The sequence below is a fragment of the Pseudoalteromonas sp. S8-8 genome (assembly GCF_000497875.1).
GTDB classification, from domain to species: Bacteria; Pseudomonadota; Gammaproteobacteria; order Enterobacterales; family Alteromonadaceae; genus Pseudoalteromonas; species Pseudoalteromonas arctica.
Window position 1 is genome coordinate 36125 of the sequence record NZ_AUTR01000049.1, and the last position, 17695, is coordinate 53819.

The 17695-nt window shown below is 40.2% G+C and carries 15 protein-coding genes; 9 read left to right on the top strand and 6 right to left on the bottom strand.

Annotation, left to right across the window (positions count from 1 at the left end):
* Positions 1–2: 2 nt before the first annotated feature.
* A complete protein-coding gene (locus L659_RS0116655; RefSeq protein ID WP_024591282.1) occupies positions 3–1967 on the top strand; it encodes an RNA-binding domain-containing protein in 1965 nt (654 codons plus the stop codon).
* A 76-nt stretch (positions 1968–2043) separates the two neighbouring features.
* On the opposite strand, the gene fadA is transcribed toward L659_RS0116655, so the two are convergent.
* The gene (gene fadA / locus L659_RS0116660) at positions 2044–3213 is read right to left on the bottom strand and encodes an acetyl-CoA C-acyltransferase FadA (protein WP_007584192.1); all 1170 of its coding nucleotides are present in this window, start codon (positions 3211–3213) and stop codon (positions 2044–2046) included.
* Positions 3214–3217: 4 nt separating this feature from the next.
* Positions 3218–5377 (bottom strand): fatty acid oxidation complex subunit alpha FadB, encoded by a 2160-nt coding sequence (gene fadB, locus L659_RS0116665; RefSeq protein WP_024591283.1) that lies wholly within the window; start codon positions 5375–5377, stop codon positions 3218–3220.
* Positions 5378–5569: 192 nt separating this feature from the next.
* On the opposite strand from fadB, the gene L659_RS0116670 reads away from it, so the two are divergent.
* The 8 genes from L659_RS0116670 (at position 5570) to L659_RS0116705 (ending at position 13372) form a co-directional block, all read left to right on the top strand.
* On the top strand, positions 5570–7456 hold the full coding sequence (locus L659_RS0116670; protein WP_007584188.1) for a transglycosylase SLT domain-containing protein: 1887 nt from the start codon (positions 5570–5572) through the stop codon (positions 7454–7456).
* 115 nt (positions 7457–7571) lie between these two features.
* A complete protein-coding gene (pepQ, locus tag L659_RS0116675; RefSeq protein ID WP_024591284.1) occupies positions 7572–8894 on the top strand; it encodes a Xaa-Pro dipeptidase in 1323 nt (440 codons plus the stop codon).
* An 88-nt stretch (positions 8895–8982) separates the two neighbouring features.
* The gene (locus tag L659_RS0116680) at positions 8983–9597 is read left to right on the top strand and encodes a YigZ family protein (RefSeq protein ID WP_024591285.1); all 615 of its coding nucleotides are present in this window, start codon (positions 8983–8985) and stop codon (positions 9595–9597) included.
* A 96-nt stretch (positions 9598–9693) separates the two neighbouring features.
* Positions 9694–11145 carry a TrkH family potassium uptake protein gene (locus tag L659_RS0116685; protein WP_007584186.1) on the top strand — a complete coding sequence of 484 codons (1452 nt, stop codon included), beginning with the start codon at positions 9694–9696 and terminating at the stop codon, positions 11143–11145.
* Positions 11146–11189: 44 nt separating this feature from the next.
* The gene (locus tag L659_RS0116690) at positions 11190–11849 is read left to right on the top strand and encodes a flagellar brake domain-containing protein (protein WP_024591286.1); all 660 of its coding nucleotides are present in this window, start codon (positions 11190–11192) and stop codon (positions 11847–11849) included.
* A 464-nt stretch (positions 11850–12313) separates the two neighbouring features.
* Positions 12314–12526 (top strand): EF-hand domain-containing protein, encoded by a 213-nt coding sequence (locus L659_RS0116695; RefSeq protein ID WP_004335175.1) that lies wholly within the window; start codon positions 12314–12316, stop codon positions 12524–12526.
* A gap of 139 nt (positions 12527–12665) precedes the next feature.
* Entirely contained in the window at positions 12666–12878 is a 213-nt protein-coding gene (locus tag L659_RS0116700; protein WP_004335174.1) for a calmodulin, read from the top strand.
* Between the two features lie 278 nt (positions 12879–13156).
* Positions 13157–13372, top strand: coding sequence for an EF-hand domain-containing protein (locus tag L659_RS0116705; RefSeq protein ID WP_007584177.1), 216 nt, complete (start codon positions 13157–13159; stop codon positions 13370–13372).
* 81 nt (positions 13373–13453) lie between these two features.
* Here L659_RS0116705 and trkA read toward each other — a convergent pair whose 3' ends face one another.
* From trkA to def, 4 genes are all read right to left on the bottom strand, one after another.
* Positions 13454–14830, bottom strand: a complete 1377-nt coding sequence (gene trkA / locus L659_RS0116710) for a Trk system potassium transporter TrkA (protein ID WP_004335170.1) — start codon at positions 14828–14830, stop codon at positions 13454–13456.
* Positions 14831–14916: 86 nt separating this feature from the next.
* Positions 14917–16212 carry a 16S rRNA (cytosine(967)-C(5))-methyltransferase RsmB gene (gene rsmB, locus L659_RS0116715; protein WP_007584175.1) on the bottom strand — a complete coding sequence of 432 codons (1296 nt, stop codon included), beginning with the start codon at positions 16210–16212 and terminating at the stop codon, positions 14917–14919.
* Positions 16205–17158, bottom strand: coding sequence for a methionyl-tRNA formyltransferase (gene fmt, locus L659_RS0116720; RefSeq protein ID WP_024591287.1), 954 nt, complete (start codon positions 17156–17158; stop codon positions 16205–16207). The genes rsmB and fmt overlap by 8 nt, the downstream gene beginning before the upstream one ends.
* A 24-nt stretch (positions 17159–17182) precedes the next feature.
* Positions 17183–17686: a peptide deformylase gene (def, locus tag L659_RS0116725; protein WP_007584168.1), complete on the bottom strand. Its 504-nt coding sequence runs from the start codon at positions 17684–17686 to the stop codon at positions 17183–17185.
* Positions 17687–17695 lie beyond the last annotated feature (9 nt).

A 17695-nucleotide genomic window follows, 5' to 3' on the forward strand; every position in this document is an offset into this window, starting at 1 on the left:
TTATGTTCCAGATTACTGATGAAGAGGACTTACAGGCACTTTCTGAGTCTGAAGAGTTAGAGTTTAAATTAGCTCAGGGTAAAGATGGTAAAGGAAAATTACCAGATGACTTTTGGCCGACTTATAGTGCAATGGCTAATAGTCGCGGTGGTTATGTTGTATTAGGGGTAAGAGAGAGAAAAGGCTTATTGTCCATCGCTGGTATCCAAGATATAGCTCTTGTTCAAAAACAGTTATTTGATATTGCAAATAATAAAGCGAAAGTTAATATTAATTTATTATCAAATGATGATACCCAGCAAATTACAATAAATAATAAAAATTTATTAATTGTAAAAATACCCTCGGCAAAACGAGAGAGTAAGCCTATTTTCTTGAATAATCAGCCAATGAAAGAAACTTATGTTCGATTACACGAAGGTGATCATCGTTGTGATGAAGAGCAAGTTAAAAGAATGATGGCTGAACAGGTTGAGAGTTGTAGAGATGATAAAATTTTAAAAGGGTTTAACTTCGATGATATAGATTTAGATAGCTTGAAGGCTTATAAAAATTTATTTTCAGTAGCCAAGCCGCAACATACTTGGTTGGAGTTAGATCTTTTTGAAATGTTTAAGAAGTTAGGTGGTTGGAGAAAAGATAGATCGTCAGAAGAGGAAGGTATAACCCTGGCTGGGATTTTAATGTTTGGTACGTGGGAGGCTATTCAGGAAGCGATGCCAAACTACTTTGTTGATTACCGTGAGCGAGATGAAGCAAATACAGAGCGCTGGATAGATAGGCTTTATCCTGATGGCTCTTGGTCAGGCAATATTTTTGACTTTTACAGGCGAACTTATAGAAAGCTAACTACTGAACTTAAAGTTCCATTCGACCTTCAAGGTGGAGTTCGTCTTGATGATTCTAAAGCGCATGAAGCAATTCGGGAAGCCTTGGTAAATACACTTGTTCATGCCGATTATACTGGTAGAAGCTCTATTTTAATTGTTAAACGCCCCGATTTATTTGGTTTTCGTAATCCAGGTCTAATGCGTGTGCCTCCTGAGTTAGCTGTGAAAGGTGGTGAGAGTGACTGCCGAAATCGTAGGATGCATCAAATGTTCTTAATGATAGGTGCAGGCGAACGTGCCGGTTCAGGTGTTCCAAAAATATATAGTGGGTGGAAATGGGCTAATTGGAGAACACCAAAACTTTATGAGAAGCATATTCCATCAGAACAAACTCTGCTGGAACTGTCTACGGTCAGTTTGATTCCAAAAGAAATAACAGAGCTCTTAGCTTCTTTGTTTGGAGATGCATTTTATTCTCTTAATGAATTAGAGCAAATGATTGTAACAACAGCTGCTATTGAAGGTTGGGTGAACCATGAACGCTCCTGTCAACTCACAAGCAAACATTCAAGAGATGTAACTTTAGCATTACCACGATTGGTAGATAAAGGTTTCTTAGTTTCAAGTGGAGAAAAGAAAGATAAATCCTATAGCTTACCGGGAATGGAGCTACCATCACCAGAAGATGTATTCACAAATACGTTAACCCAGTTTAATAGGTTAACGCATAACGTAGATAACTTAACGCATACCGTAGATAACTTAACGCATAAGGGTTCCGAATTAGATAAGAGCCCTGTTAAGAGAGATGAAAAAGGAAGGTTTATCAGTGAGATGATAGATAAGCCATTTGTTGATAAGTTAGATACTTTAACTGAGTTTTATAGGGCTGAGCTTAACGCATTAGGGGCTACAGCTAGAGAGCAGAGGCGTTTAGATGTCGATACTATGAAGCAGATAATATGTAGGTTATGTAAAGGGCATTATATATCAGTCTCAGTATTAGAAGCTTTACTTGATCGCAAACCTCAAAGTTTAAGACAGAACTATTTAAAACCTATGGTTTCAGATGGAGTTCTCAATATGGCATTTCCATATAAGCCTAACTCTCCAATGCAGGGATATACAACAAGCTAGCTAATAAAAAAGGCGAACTGAATAAAATCAGTCCGCCTTTTTAATCACCAAGATGGTTTTACATGTTTAAAACTAATTAGTCTTGAACACGTTCAAATACAGTGGCAATGCCTTGGCCTAAACCAATACACATAGTTGCTAAACCGTATCGTACATTTTTGTCTTCCATTAAGTGAATAAGCGATGTGCTAATACGCGAACCCGAACAACCCAGAGGGTGACCAAGTGCGATTGCGCCGCCATTTAAATTCACTTTTTCGTCAACAACATCCATTAACCCTAAATCTTTCATTACAGGTAATGATTGTGCTGCAAAGGCTTCGTTAAGTTCTACTACGCCTAGGTCATCAATTGTAATACCGGCTTGAGCAAGTGCTTTTTTACTTGCTGGTACTGGGCCGTAACCCATAATTGATGGATCGCAACCAGCGACTGCCATTGCTTTAATGCGCGCACGAATTGGTAAGCCAAGTTCTTTTGCTTTTTCTTCGCTCATTACTAACATTGCAGATGCGCCGTCAGAAAGTGCAGAAGACGTACCGGCTGTTACCGTGCCCGATGCAGGATTAAATACAGGGCGAAGCTTTGATAGGCCTTCTACTGTTGTTTCTGGGCGAATTACTTCGTCGTCTTCAACTAATATAAGCGAACCATCTGCTGCGTGACCTTCCATTGCTAAAATTTCGCGACGGAAACGGCCTTCAACAGTTGCAGCTTGTGCACGTTGATGTGAGCGATAAGCAAATTCATCTTGTTGCTCACGGCTAATGCCATGAAGTGTTGCAAGGTATTCTGCTGTTAAACCCATTGAGCCCGATGCTTGTGCAATCGTTGTTGCAAGGCCAGGGTGAAAGTCGTTGCCGTGAGTCATAGGTACGTGACCCATGTGCTCAACACCACCAATTAGGTAAGTGTCGCCAGCGCCTGTCATTATTGCGCGTGCAGCGTCATGCAATGCTTGCATTGACGATCCACATAAACGGTTAACCGTTACAGCAGGTACGCTGTGTGGGATACCTGCAAGTAATGCTGCGTTACGTGCTACGTTAAAGCCTTGCTCTAATGTTTGCTGTACACAACCCCAATAAATATCGTCAATTGATGCTGGATCAACTGCTGGGTTGCGATCAAGTAAGCCTTTCATTAAATGTGCGCTTAAGTCTTCAGCACGTTTATGTTTGAATACACCACTTTTAGAGCGACCCATTGGTGTGCGGATACAATCTACAATTACTGGATTATTCATGATATTAACCTTCCACCTTATAGAAAACACGACCTTCTTCGGCCCACTTGCGAGTTTGCTCAGATACTTGGTAAATCGCACCTAGGTGAGCGTATTTGTCTGCTGCTGCAACAAAGTTAGCTAAACCAGTTTGATCTAAGTAACGGAACGCGCCGCCTCTAAATGGAGGGAAACCAACACCGTAAACTAATGCCATATCTGCTTCTTGCGGTGAGGCAACTATGCCTTCTTGCAAACACAGTAGCACTTCGTTAATCATTGGAATCATACAACGGTCGATGATTTCTTGTTTATCAAATTCTTTTGGTGCGTCTGTAATTGGGCTTAGTAGCTCAACTGCTGTCTCGTCATGAGACTTTTTAAGACGACCGCGACGATCTGTTTCGTATTTGTAAAAACCGGCTTTGTTCTTTTGACCAAAACGTTTTTCGTTGGCAAAAATAGTTACAGGGTCTTTATCAGCACGCGCCATACGCTCAGGGAAACCGTCAGCCATTACGCCAGTACAATGGAACGCTGTATCAATACCTACAACATCAAGTAAGTAAGCCGGACCCATAGGCCAGCCAAATACGTTTTCCATTACTTTATCTACTTTTGCAAAGTTAGCGCCTTCAACCACTAATTTGCTAAAACCTGCAAAGTAAGGGAATAAAACACGGTTTACAAAAAAGCCTGGGCAATCGTTAACAACAATTGGCGATTTACCTAATTTAAGTGCGTAATCAACTACTGCATTAATTGTTTTATCTGAGGTTTTTGCGCCACGGATAATTTCTACTAATGGCATTTTTGGCACAGGGTTGAAAAAGTGCATACCACAGAAGTTTTCTGGCTTATCTAGCGCTTGTGCTAGTAAATCAATACAAATAGTTGATGTGTTTGAAGTAAGTACCGTACCTTCTGGCATGGTCTTTTCAAGATCAGCGAGTACTGCTTGCTTAACTTTAGGGTTTTCTACAACGGCTTCAACAATAATGTTGGCACTTTGTAGGTCTGACGCGTTAAGTGTTGGCTTAATTTTGCTAAGTGTTGCCAACATTTTTTCCATTGGCATGTGGCCACGCTTAACTTTTGCGCCTAATAACTTAGACGCTTCACCCATACCTAAATCAAGCGCATCTTGTTGGATGTCTTTCATTATAATAGGTGTGCCTTTATAAGCAGACTGGTATGCAATACCGCCACCCATAATACCAGCCCCTAATACAGCGGCTTGTTTAATTTCTACATCGCTTTGTTTAGCAAATTTACGTGCTTTACCTTTAATGTATTGGTCAGCTAGGAATATACCTGTCTGTGCAGCTGCTTCTGGTGTACGTGCTAATTTAGCAAAGTTAGCATTTTCGATTGCCATTGCTTCATCGCGAGTACAGTTTGCCGCTGCTTTAATAGTACGTACAGCCATAACCGGTGCAGGATAGTGGCCTTTGGTTTTACCCATTACCATACCTTCTGCCATAGCAAAGCTCATGCCTTGCTCAACACGGTTTAATTTAAGTGGCTGTAGTTTTACGTTACGTTTTGCTTGCCAATCTAGCTTGCCAGAAATCGCTAGCTCAAGTGTTGATACACTTGACTCTAAAAGTTTGTCAGCACTAACTACCGCGTCAAACGCACCTACTTTAAGGGCATCTGCTGCGCGGTTTTCTGCGCCTGAGGTAATCCACATCATCGCGTTATCGGCGCCAATGATACGTGGTAAGCGCACTGTGCCACCAAACCCTGGCATTATGCCAAGTTTAACTTCTGGTAGGCCCATTTTAGCTGTTTCGCTTGCCACGCGATAATCGGTAGCAAGTGCCCACTCACAACCACCGCCAAGTGCCATACCGTTTATAGCGCTTAGAGTTGGGAATGGTAAATCTTCGATTGCATCAAAAACGTCGGTTGCGTTTTTGATCCACACTACTAATTCTTCTTCAGGTTTAGTAAATGTAGGTAAAAATTCGAAGATATCGGCACCAATAATAAAGTGGTCTTTATCACTGGTAAAAATCATGCCTTTGATATCAGTATTGGCAGCTAATTCTTTTAATGCTGCTGCGCAATCTGAAAGAGTTTTTTGAGATAATGTGTTTACAGAACCTGCAACACAAAACTTAAACTCGGCGATGTTTTCCTTTAGGAAGCTAACTTCAAAGGAATCGCTTTTATATAACATTATTATTCTCCCTAGTTGACGAACTAAGACTGGTACGATGAGTTTGCATTTCAATCAGTGTGCTTGCTTTAAATTAAAAATGCAACGAAAAATTTAACTCGGTTACAATCGACTGGTTAAAATATAGCTGGTTTGGTGCTAAGGTGGTTGAAAAGTTTTTATTCACTACTTTAATTTTTATTAAAGGACATTATGAAAAAATATTTACTAAGTGTTGCGGCAGCTGCATTCATTTTCCCTCTTCACTCTGCCGAGGCAAGTATCGATAACGATGCCTTTTTAGATGCCGAAAAAAAAGTAAGGTACGGAAGTTACCAAGACTTTAAACAAGCGGTTAGTAACCTAAATCATCCGTTAAAACCGTATGTTGAAAAAACATATTGGCAACGTCACCCGAGTATTAAGCATCAGGCAGAGATAGAAGACTATTTAAATATATATCAGCATACACCGCTTGAGTGGCCTGTGCGCAAAGCGTGGTTGGAGTATTTAAAAGAGAACAATGAAAAAGCGGCGTACATACGCAACTACCGTGAAACTTCTAATACTGGGCTTACCTGTACTTATTTAGATTTTCAGCTCGACTTGGGCGCGCCTGAAAAGGCGATTCTAAATCAGGTGACCGACTTATGGGCCGTTGGTAAATCGCAACCTAATGGCTGTGATAGTTTGTTTTCTACGTGGCGTAAAAAAGGCTACATGAAAGAAGAAACGGTTTGGAAGCGTGTAACACTTGCTGCACAAGGCGGGACGCAAAGCTTATTACCTTACTTAAAAACTTTATTGCCAAGTAAGGATCGTTACTTAGCTGATTTATATCTAAAAGTGCGAAAAGATCCAAGCACGGCAGCTGGATTATATCGATATAAAAATAAGTCGGCTAAAGAAGGCCAAATAGCAATTTATGGTGTTAAGCGTTTGGTTTGGCGCGATAAAGAGCTTGCTTTAAAAGCATGGGAAAAACTAGAAAAAATATTTAAGTATAGTGATGAAGATAAAGCTGACGTGTATTACACCTTTGCATTGTCACTTGCTTCAAGCGGGCATAAGCAAGCGAGCTTTTGGCTAAATAAAGTGCCGAAAGAGCGATTAGACAGCAAGCTTATTCAATGGCAACTGGGCAATATGCTCAAAACCCAAGATTGGGAAGGGATTGCTGCGTTTTTTACAGGAAAAGAGGATTTAAGCCTTGGCCAGCAATATTGGTTAGCTTATAGCTATGCTAAACGTGGCGAGCAACAAAAAGCAGACGATATTTGGAAAAAAGTAGCGGCTAATCGTGATTATTACGGCTTTTTAGCAGCAGCACGTTTAGGGTTGCCCGTTGATTTAAATAATCAACCTTTAGCAGTCGATAAGGTGCTTGTAGATAAAGTAAGTAATGCACCTGGCTTTAAGCGTGCAAAAGCACTTTATGATATTGAGCGCTTTACGTCCGCGCGCCGTGAGTGGAATTATTTAACGGATACGTCTAGCGATGAAGAAAAGCTAGCAGCATCACAACTATCTACCGATTTAGGTTGGCACGACAGTACTATTTTTACTTTAGCAAAAATTAAAGCGTGGGATAACGTAGAGCAACGTTTTCCGTTTGCGTTTCAAGATGTTTTTGAGCGCTACAGTAAACGTAGCAAGATAGATGTTGCCTGGAGTATTGCTATTGCAAGGCGCGAAAGCTCTTTTGCGCCAGATGCACGCTCGCATGCTAATGCACGTGGTTTAATGCAGTTATTACCTAGTACTGCTGAGTATGTAAATAAAGGCAGTGTGACAAGTAGTCGTTTATATCAACCTAAAACAAATATTAGGTTGGGTACGAGTTACTTACAATACTTAAAAAAGAAAAACCATGGCAATGAAGTGCTGGCAACAGCTTCTTATAATGCGGGTTATCACCGTATAAAGCGTTGGTTACCTGATGACGCTATTCCGGCTGAGTTATGGGTAGAGCTTATTCCGTATCGCGAAACCCGTGATTACGTAAAAAATGTATTTGCGTACAGACAGGTTTACCATACAAGAATGGGCCGAGAAGGTAATGTATTAGCGCCGCTACTCGAAATGAAAATGGGCGGTTAGTAAATATCAGTTTAAAGTAGGGGGATATCTAATGCGTTTAGACCCCCCCTTTTTTGAGCGCTGAGGGGATAAGTGGTAGACTCAGAGCAAGTTAAATTTAACAGATGGATTAACAATGGATAAATTAGCCGTTTTATACGCCGAACATATTGCAACACTGCAACAGCGTACTCGTACAATTTGTAATAGCGAAGGGTTAGAAGGATTAGTAATTCATTCAGGCCAAGCTAAGCGCCAGTTTTTAGATGATATGTATTATCCATTTAAAGTTAATCCACAGTTTAAAGCGTGGTTACCGGTTATTGATAATCCTCATTGCTGGATTGTGGTAAATGGCAGCGACAAACCAAAACTAATATTTTATCGCCCGGTAGATTTTTGGCATAAAGTACCAGACGAGCCACGCGACTTTTGGGCTGAGTACTTTGATATAGAGCTATTACTTCAGCCTGATCAAGTAGAAAAGTTATTACCATACGACAAAGCTAAATACGCTTACATGGGCGAATATATTGAAGTAGCGCAAGCACTTGGTTTTAGTATTATGAACCCTGAGCCTGTACTTAACTATTTTCATTACCACCGCGCTTATAAAACGCAGTACGAACTTGAATGTTTACGCAACGCTAACCGCATTGCAGTAGATGGGCATAAAGCCGCACGCGACACATTTTTTAATGGTGGTAGCGAGTTCGATATTCAGCAAGCGTACTTAATGGCAACACGTCAAAGCGAAAATGAAATGCCGTACGGCAACATTGTTGCACTTAACGAAAACTGCGCTATTTTGCATTACACGCACTTTGATCCAAAAGCGCCACACACTCATAACTCATTTTTAATTGATGCCGGTGCAAACTTTAATGGTTATGCTGCTGATATTACTCGTACGTATGATTTTAAAAAGCAGGGTGAGTTTGCTGAGCTTGTACAAGCGATGACGGTTCAACAAATCGAGTTAGGTAAAGGTTTAAAGCCGGGTATGCTTTATGGTGATTTACACGTTGAATGCCATAACCGTATTGCACAAATACTCAGTGACTTTAAAATTGTTAACCTACCAGCGACAGAAATTGTTGAGCGTAAAATTACCTCTACTTTCTTCCCGCATGGACTAGGGCATCACCTAGGTTTACAAGTCCATGATATGGGTGGTTTTATGAGTGACGAAAAGGGCACACATCAGCCATCGCCTGAAGGGCATCCGTTCTTGCGTTGTACTCGCCTGATTGAAAAAAACCAAGTGTTTACCATTGAACCAGGTTTATATTTTATTGATTCACTGCTTGGTGATTTAGCGCAAACCGATAATAAGCAGTTTATTAATTGGGAAAAGATTGAGTCATTTAAACCATTTGGCGGTATTCGTATTGAAGACAACATTATTGTTCACGAAGATAGCTTAGAGAATATGACACGAGATTTAGCGCTCGATTAATTCTAGTTAACACTAATTAGTTTATACACGTTAAAATACGTACATTATTTAAAGGGGCCTTTTGGCCCCCTTTTTACAAGTTTAAAATATGCCTGAATATAAATATCCCGCTGCTGACGTTTTTCATCAAGAAGAAATTAAAAAAAGTACGTTTATAGTTCACATTGCACATACCCCCGATTTAAATTCAGCTAAAGCATTTATTAAAAGCATTGAAGAAAAGTATAGCGATGCGCGTCATAACTGCTGGGCACATGTGGCAGGCAACCCCGGTGGCAGCCATGTTTATGGTTTTTCGGACGATGGTGAACCAAATGGCACTGCAGGAAAACCTATGTTAAATGTGCTGGTGGGTTCAGGCCTTGGCGAAATCACAGCTGTTGTTACACGTTACTTTGGCGGCATAAAATTAGGCACGGGCGGGTTAGTACGTGCTTATGGTGGCTCATTAAATAATGCATTAGTAAAATTGCAAACGGTACTTAAAGTTCCCAGTGTTGAAATTACCGGGAGTAGCGAGTACAGCATGCAAGGTGCGATTGAGCAGTTATTAAAAACAAAGTATCAAGTGCTTAATATTGATAAGCAATTTACTGCTAATATTAAATGGGTGATTACAATAGATAGCCGCGAAGCTCAGCAAGCAATCAAAGATATTTTTGATTTAAGTCACGGCGCAGTTGAGTTAACTATTAAAGAGTAATAACCTACACAAATTGCATGTAATGCATACTGACCCTATTTAATTTGGTTGATACTACTCAGCCTGAATTTACTAATAATAAAAGCGACAAGCTAAATGCAATTTCGTACCATCATAAAAATTCTTGGCCAACTTGTTGCGCTGTTCAGTATTACCATGGTGCCTCCGGCACTGGTATCTTTAATATATAAAGACGGTGGTGGTGTTCCTTTTGTTTTAGCATTTATCTTTAGTGTTGTTATTGGCATGATGGCTTATTACCCAAACCGCCATGAAAACGGTGACTTAAAAGCACGTGAAGGCTTTTTAATTGTTGTTTTGTTTTGGCTGGTACTTGGGGCGTTTGCGTCCTTGCCGCTTATATTTTTACAAGAACCTAATTTATCGCTCGCCGATGCGGTGTTTGAAGCATTCTCTGGCTTAACAACCACCGGCGCTACAGTACTTACCGGTATTGAGTACTTACCTAAGTCGGTGTTGTTTTATCGTCAGCAACTCCAGTGGTTTGGCGGTATGGGTATAATCGTACTCGCTGTCGCTATACTCCCCATGCTAGGTGTTGGTGGTATGCAGTTATATCGCGCTGAAATACCTGGGCCTGTAAAAGATTCCAAAATGACCCCGCGAATTGCCGATACAGCAAAGCACCTTTGGTATATTTATGTGTCGCTGACTATTGCTTGTATGCTGGCTTATTGGGCAGCAGGGATGGAGTGGTTTGATGCGATATGTCATGCATTCTCAACGGTCGCGATAGGTGGTTTTTCTACTTACGATGCTTCCATGGGGCACTTTGACAGCCCTGTAATTAACTTTATTTGTGTGTTCTTTTTAATTATTGCCGCTGTTAACTTCTCCCTGCATTACGCCGCAGTGGCCAGTCGTAACATACAAGTTTATATTCGAGACCCTGAGTTTAAGGTGTTTTTGTGTATTCAATTAGCGCTGGTGGTTATTTGTTTTACCGTACTTTCCTCTAACGAAATATTTGCTAATGGCGATGAAACCCTCGATCAGGCATTATTTCAGGCTGTTTCTATGAGTACAACAGCAGGCTTTGCTACTGATAACTTTTCAACATGGCCTTTGTTTTTACCTATTTTACTTATATTTTCGAGCTTTATTGGTGGCTGTGCAGGCTCTACTGGTGGTGGTATGAAAGTAGTGCGCGTGTTCTTACTTTACTTGCAGGGTGTGCGTGAGCTTAATCGTTTGGTGCACCCACGGGCTATATATTCAATCAAGCTGGGTCGAAAGGCGTTGCCAGACAAAGTAGTAGAAGCCGTGTGGGGATTTTTCTCTGCATATGCGTTGGTGTTTATTATTATTATGTTAGCGCTTATGGGCACGGGTATGGATAACATAACTGCGTTCTCAGCCACTGCGGCTTGTTTAAATAACTTAGGTCCAGGTCTGGGGGATGTAGCGTCGCATTATGGCGCTATAACCGATGGTGCTAAATGGTTGCTTACCATTGCAATGGTGTTTGGTCGTTTAGAAATATTTACTTTATTAGTGTTATTTACGCCTACTTTTTGGCGTGGATAAACGAGCGGCTTAAGTTTTAAATTACGAACTATTGGGAAAGGGATATGCCAACAAATTTAGAAAAGCTAAAGCATATAAGTGTAGGCAGCTTAGTCGACCTAGAAATATTAACACCTACAAGCAGTAAGCGTGTTAAAACTGAATTAATTGGTTTACTCGATAAACAGTTTATTATTTTAAATTATCCCAATGCAAAGCGTTTACCTGCGGCGAGTGACTATTTACGTGATGGCGTAATGGTTGTTGTAAGAGCGCTTATTGAAGGTAGTGGTGGGCAAGTTATTGCGTTTCGCCAGCAAATTATGTCGGTAGCCTCTCATCCCGCTAAACTCGTGTTTATAAACTTTCCAAAGCAAGTGCAGTTATTTGCGCTACGCTCACAAACACGCATACCTACCTTATTACCTGCAAAGCTAAAGCTAAGTGACGATAGGGTACTTGAAGGCCTTATTAAAGACATTTCACTCACTGGTGTAATGTTTGATATTAGAGGCGATCAGCAAGTTGAAAGTATTAAAGATATGCAATGCACTGTCGTACTTAATAGCAGTGATAAAGATTTTGAAGGTGAAATTTGCAGTGTTAAAGAGCATGCCGCAGGCGTGCACTGTGGAATTAAGCTACTAGCAAGCGAGGATGAAATGAAAGCCTTTATGAAAGAGCATTTTATAGACCCTTCTGCGCTTGAGCCTACCGTTGAATAAATAGGTTTTCGCTTATTTGCAACAAAAAGGCATTTTACGTCAGTATTTATAAAATTTTTTTTTCTCTTTCATAATTAAAATTATTATTTAAATAAAACAACTGATTACGTATTATTTTTTACAGCTTATTTTTTGTTATTAAAGCTTCCTCGTTAAAATTTATCTCAATTATTCTTTAAAATCCCTCCTTTTAAAACCGTACATTTAAAAATGTATCTTTTTATATAAACATAACTATATGTTTTTAATGACTTTAATGCCATCTCTTTAAAACGTGTTGCTAAAGGGCAACAATAATTATTCTAAAAACGCTTTCTTGTTGTACGTTTTATATTTAACTTATTGAAAATTATTAATTTTTAAATGTTGGCATCTAAGTTGTAATAGTCTAAGTGTACTGAACGAAATCGTGATTCAAAGTGAAATACTTAATCGCACACACATAAATTTGAAGGATACATATTATGAAAAGCATTAATAAAACTTTAGCACTTATCGCTATTGCATCTTCTTCAGCCGCTTTTGCTGCAACAGATTTTGACACACTGGATGTAGACGGCAGTGGCACAATTAGCCAAGCAGAAGCATCAGTTGATGCAAAGCTAATGAGCATGTTTTCTGAGCTTGATACTGACCAAAATGGTGAGTTATCAAAAGAAGAATTTTCAGAAGCTTAATTAAAAAGTATTTATCCTGAGTTGCCAAAGACACCTAAGTAGGCAAGGGAGCTTACGAAAGAGGATAACAAGGAAGTGAAAAATTACGTTTTAAGTTAAACGAAGCAATTTTTTTGATAGAACATTGAAGGATTAAGTTATGAAACATTTAAATAAAGCATTAGCACTTATAGTACTAGCATCTTCTTCCGCTGCATTTGCAGCATCAGATTTTGACAGCCTTGATATCGATGGTAGCGGCACAATTAGCCCAAGCGAAGCGGCAGTCGATACAGATTTAATGGCTGAATTTATTGAGCTAGATACCGACGGTAGCGGCGAGCTTTCTAAAGAAGAATTCGCTAATTACTAATTAACCTGAACTCTGGATAATAAATCTATCTCGAGCAGCTATTTTCAGCGCTAACTGCGTTGAATTTACTTGCAATAGGCCAGCTATTGACGCGTAAATTCGCCTTGTTTTCACTGAAAATCTCTGGCTAGAGAAAATAAATTTAAATATCACCATGATTCAATACGTTAGTAAATCTCTTAACCAGAGTACAGGTTAACTAATCTTTTTTCAGATTAAACATTTTTCACAGTCAGGGATCTTTGAAAAGGACTTCCCATATTACTAGGAATATTATTATGAAAACATTAAATACAACACTTGCAGTTATCGTTTTAGCATCTTCATCAGCAGCATATGCCGCAGTAGATTTTGCCTCTTTTGATGCAGATGGTAACGGTGCTATTACAATGGAAGAAGCAAAGGTTAACCCTCAGCTTGTAAAGATTTTTGATGATTTGGATACTGATGGTAATGGTGAAATCTCTAAAGAAGAGTTTTCAAAAGTACAGTAATCAATATTTAAGCATACTCCATTAAAGCCGCCTTAGTCAGCGGCTTTTTTGTGTATTAAATTAACTAATTAGAGTAACTAGTTAAAGGAATATAGCACTTACTTGGAATAGTTTTTCTACAACGGTAATGTGTTTTTTGTCGATTAAAAACATGATGACATGATCGCCCGACATAATAATTGTATCATCGTGAGCTATCAGCACATCGTCATTACGTACTATTGCCCCAATGGTTGTACCTGCAGGAAGTTTTATGTCGGCAATCGCACGACCAACCACTTTAGATGTGTTTTCATCACCATGAGCAACCGCTTCAATGGCTTCTGCTGCGCCTTTACGCAGTGAATACACGTTAACAATATCACCACGGCGTACGTGCGTTAATAACGCTGATATAGTTGCTTGTTGTGGCGATATGGCAATATCTATTTCGCCGCCTTGTACCAAATCAACGTAAGCTCCACGTTGAATAAGTACCATGGTTTTTTGTGCGCCCATACGTTTTGCAAGCATGGCCGACATAATGTTTGCTTCATCGTCGTTGGTTACGGCAATAAATACATCGACTTGTTCAATATGCTCTTCTGAGAGCAGTTCTTGATCAGATGCGTCACCACAAAAAACGACCGTGTTATCGAGCATTTCTGAGAGTTGCTCGGCACGTTCTTTACTGCGTTCAATTAGTTTAACGGTGTGGTTTTTTTCAAGTGAGCGGGCAAGGCCTGCCCCAATGTTACCGCCACCAGCTATCATAATTTTTTTGTACGAACGCTCAAGTTTTTGTAGCTCGTTCATTACTGCGCGTATATGTTTTGTAGCGGCAATAAAGAATACTTCGTCATCGGCTTCAATAACGGTGGTACCCAGTGGTTTGATTGCTTTACCTTGACGATAAATAGCGGCAACACGAGTTTCTACATTAGGAATATGTTCTTTAAGTGCAGATAACGCATAACCTACTAATAAACCCCCATAGTAAGCTTTTACGGCTACTAACGAGAGCATGCCATCAGCAAACTGCAATACTTGCAGAGCACCAGGGTAGTCAATTAGACGGCGAATATACTTAGTGACCAGTGCTTCGGGAGCAATGTAATGATCGATTGGTAAATCATCGTTTTGAAATAGTTTTTCGCGGTATTTTAAATATTGCTCTGAGCGAATGCGGGCAATTTTAGTGGGCGTTTTAAAAATACTGTACGCCACTTGGCATGCAACCATGTTCACTTCATCTGAACTGGTTACTGCTATAATCATATCGGCATCTTCAGCGCCTGCACGGCGTAAAACATCAGGATGCGCGCTGTGGCCCATAACCCCTTGTAAGTCGTACTTATCTTGAAGTTCACGTAATCGGTTACCGTCTATATCAACAACGGTAATTTCGTTTTGTTCGCCAACTAAGTTTTCAGCAAGCGTAGCACCAACTTGCCCGGCACCGAGTATAATTATTTTCATTATTTACCCGTGGTATTGATCATAATTTAATTAAAAAAATAGCCATTTAATGTTTCATAAATGGCTAACTATTTAGTGTACGGCTATTAGGCTTTTTTAACTAGCTTAGCGTAATAAAATCCATCACTTTCACCGGGCAGTAACTGCAAACCTGGAGTTGTTACGGTATCATTTTCGTGTAGAGGTATATGTTCTACATCATCGTTATTAGCTAAAAACTTAGCAACTTGCTGTTGGTTTTCTTGTGGAAGAACCGAACACGTAGCATATACCAATGTGCCACCTGGTTTTAACAGTGGCCAAATGCTATCAAGGATATCGTTTTGTAACTTAGATAAGTCTTCGATATCTGATGCGCGACGTAACCATTTTATATCAGGGTGACGGCGAATTACGCCAGTGGCTGAACAAGGCACATCAAGCAAAATACGATCAAATAATTTTTCGTCCCACCAAGTATGTGGTTGTGAGGCATCGCCACATTGCAGGTCTGCACCTAAGCCAATACGAGTTAAGTTTTGCTTAACGCGTTCAAGGCGAGTTGAGTCGCTATCAAGTGCAAGTACATCAGCATCAGCAAGCTCTAATATATGACACGTTTTTCCGCCAGGTGCTGCACAGGCATCTAAAATATAGTCATCTGCTTTAGGTTCTAAAAAGCGGGCTGCCAACTGTGCTGCAGCATCTTGTACTGAACATGCACCTGTATCAAACTCAGGCAACGAAAATACATCACGTGGTTTGGCAAGCTTAATCCCATCAATAAAGTCAGGGTTTAAGGTGTGTTCAATATCGTTAGCGCTAAGCATTTCGCTGTACTCTTGCGTGCTAAATTGTGCTTGGTTTACACGAAGCCACATTGGTGCTTGTTGCTGGTTTTCTTCAAGTAGTGCTTCCCAGCTATCTGGGTAGGCTGTTTGCACCTGTTTAATAAACCAATTTGGATGGTTGTATAAACATACCGGAATAAGCTTCGCTTTTTCTTCAAGCTCTGCTTGTTGGCGCTGAAAACTACGTAAAATGGCGTTTATCAGCCCTTTTAATCCTAAAGCGCGTAGTTGAGCCAGTGCGTTTACAGTTTCTGAAATTGCAGCATGTGGTGGTACGCGCATATGCTGCAGTTGATAAATACCTACGTATAATAAAAACTGAAATATTCTACGTTTACCTTTCAATGGCTGCTCTACTAAGTGTTGGCAGTAATTTTCAAGGCTCGGTAAGTAGCGTAAAACGCCATAACAAATTTGCTGTAGCAACGCTTTATCTTTAGGCGGCAAGCCTTGGCTTGCAAATGGAAGTTCTTGATTAAGCGATGCGCCTTTATCAACTACGTTATATAAAGTTTCAGCGGCCAGCGCTCGTACGTTTGGAACATTACTCATTGTTTTCGCCTAATATTGTGCCAGGGGTAACCCAGTCACTACGACCATTTAAAAAGTCGTTAATTGCCATTGGTTTTTTACCTTGCGGCTGTAATTGCGTAATACATAAAGCATGCTCGCCACACGCCACTACTACGCCATTTTTGTCGCTTGATAAAATTTGCCCAGGATCACCTGATTGCAGCACAACCTGCGCTTGATAAATCTTTACTGTTTGCCCACCCATTTGGGTAAAGCACACTGGCCATGGATTAAAAGAGCGAATGTTTCGCTCAATTTGCAGTGCACTCATTGACCAATCGATATTAGCTTCCTCTTTAGAAAGCTTTTTAGCGTAGTTAGCAAGTTCATCATTTTGAGGTTCAGGGGTGATCTCGCCATTAGCTAATTTATTAATGGTTTCAATTAACGCGTCTGGACCTAGCTCAGCAAGCTTTGTATATAAACTAGCGCTAGTTTCTGTCGTGCCAATAGGGCAGCGACTTATATGTAGCATATCGCCGGTATCTAGCCCTTCATCCATTTGCATTATTGTTACGCCGGTTTGTTCATCACCTGCCCAAATTGCGCGTTGAATAGGTGCAGCGCCGCGCCAGCGCGGTAATATAGAGCCATGCACATTTAAACAACCCAAACGTGGGGCTTCTAATATAGCTTTAGGTAAGATTAAGCCATACGCTACAACAATCATAATGTCGGCATTTAAGCTTGTTAGCTCTGCTAGTGCTTCATCATTTTTTAATGACTGTGGCTGAAAAACCGGTAAGTTGTGCTCAAGCGCTAGCGCTTTCACTTCACTGGCTTTTAATTTTTTACCACGACCTGCAGGGCGATCTGGCTGGCTATATACACCCACTATTTGGTGTTCGCTTTGTATCAGCGCTTGTAAATGACGTGCTGCAAAGTCCGGCGTACCGGCAAATATAATGCGTAATGGTTGAGTCACTGAGTTTTCCTAAGGTACTTATTACTAATCTGCAAATTTAGCTTCTTTTTCAAGCTTTTTACGAATACGTTGGCGCTTTAATGGAGATAAGTAATCAATAAACAGCTTACCTTGAAGGTGATCTAGTTCGTGTTGAATACAAATAGCCAGTAATTCATCTGCATCTAGTACAAACTCTTCACCGTTTTCGTTAAGTGCAGCGACTGTTACTGTTTCAGCGCGGTCTACTTTTGCATACGAGTTAGGTACTGATAAACAGCCTTCTTCGCTAACGGTAGAGCCGTCTTTTTTAATGATTTGTGGATTAATTAATACCAGTGGCTCATCGCGCTCTTCTGATACATCAATAACAACGATTCGTTGATGAATATCTACTTGCGTGGCCGCAAGTCCAATGCCATTTTCATCGTACATTGTCTCTAGCATGTCTTTTACAATTTGGCGTACTGTGTCGTCAACTTGTGCAACATCTTTTGCTATAGTACGTAAACGTTCATCTGGAAATCTTAAAACTTCTAACCTAGCCATAGTTACCTT

Coding starts and splice junctions, on each gene's coding strand:
- L659_RS0116655 (WP_024591282.1), top strand. CDS start 3: ATGTTCCAGATTACTGATGAAGAGGACTTACAGGCACTTTCTGAGTCT.
- fadA (WP_007584192.1), bottom strand. CDS start 3,213: ATGAATAATCCAGTAATTGTAGATTGTATCCGCACACCAATGGGTCGC.
- fadB (WP_024591283.1), bottom strand. CDS start 5,377: ATGTTATATAAAAGCGATTCCTTTGAAGTTAGCTTCCTAAAGGAAAAC.
- L659_RS0116670 (WP_007584188.1), top strand. CDS start 5,570: ATGAAAAAATATTTACTAAGTGTTGCGGCAGCTGCATTCATTTTCCCT.
- pepQ (WP_024591284.1), top strand. CDS start 7,572: ATGGATAAATTAGCCGTTTTATACGCCGAACATATTGCAACACTGCAA.
- L659_RS0116680 (WP_024591285.1), top strand. CDS start 8,983: ATGCCTGAATATAAATATCCCGCTGCTGACGTTTTTCATCAAGAAGAA.
- L659_RS0116685 (WP_007584186.1), top strand. CDS start 9,694: ATGCAATTTCGTACCATCATAAAAATTCTTGGCCAACTTGTTGCGCTG.
- L659_RS0116690 (WP_024591286.1), top strand. CDS start 11,190: ATGCCAACAAATTTAGAAAAGCTAAAGCATATAAGTGTAGGCAGCTTA.
- L659_RS0116695 (WP_004335175.1), top strand. CDS start 12,314: ATGAAAAGCATTAATAAAACTTTAGCACTTATCGCTATTGCATCTTCT.
- L659_RS0116700 (WP_004335174.1), top strand. CDS start 12,666: ATGAAACATTTAAATAAAGCATTAGCACTTATAGTACTAGCATCTTCT.
- L659_RS0116705 (WP_007584177.1), top strand. CDS start 13,157: ATGAAAACATTAAATACAACACTTGCAGTTATCGTTTTAGCATCTTCA.
- trkA (WP_004335170.1), bottom strand. CDS start 14,830: ATGAAAATAATTATACTCGGTGCCGGGCAAGTTGGTGCTACGCTTGCT.
- rsmB (WP_007584175.1), bottom strand. CDS start 16,212: ATGAGTAATGTTCCAAACGTACGAGCGCTGGCCGCTGAAACTTTATAT.
- def (WP_007584168.1), bottom strand. CDS start 17,686: ATGGCTAGGTTAGAAGTTTTAAGATTTCCAGATGAACGTTTACGTACT.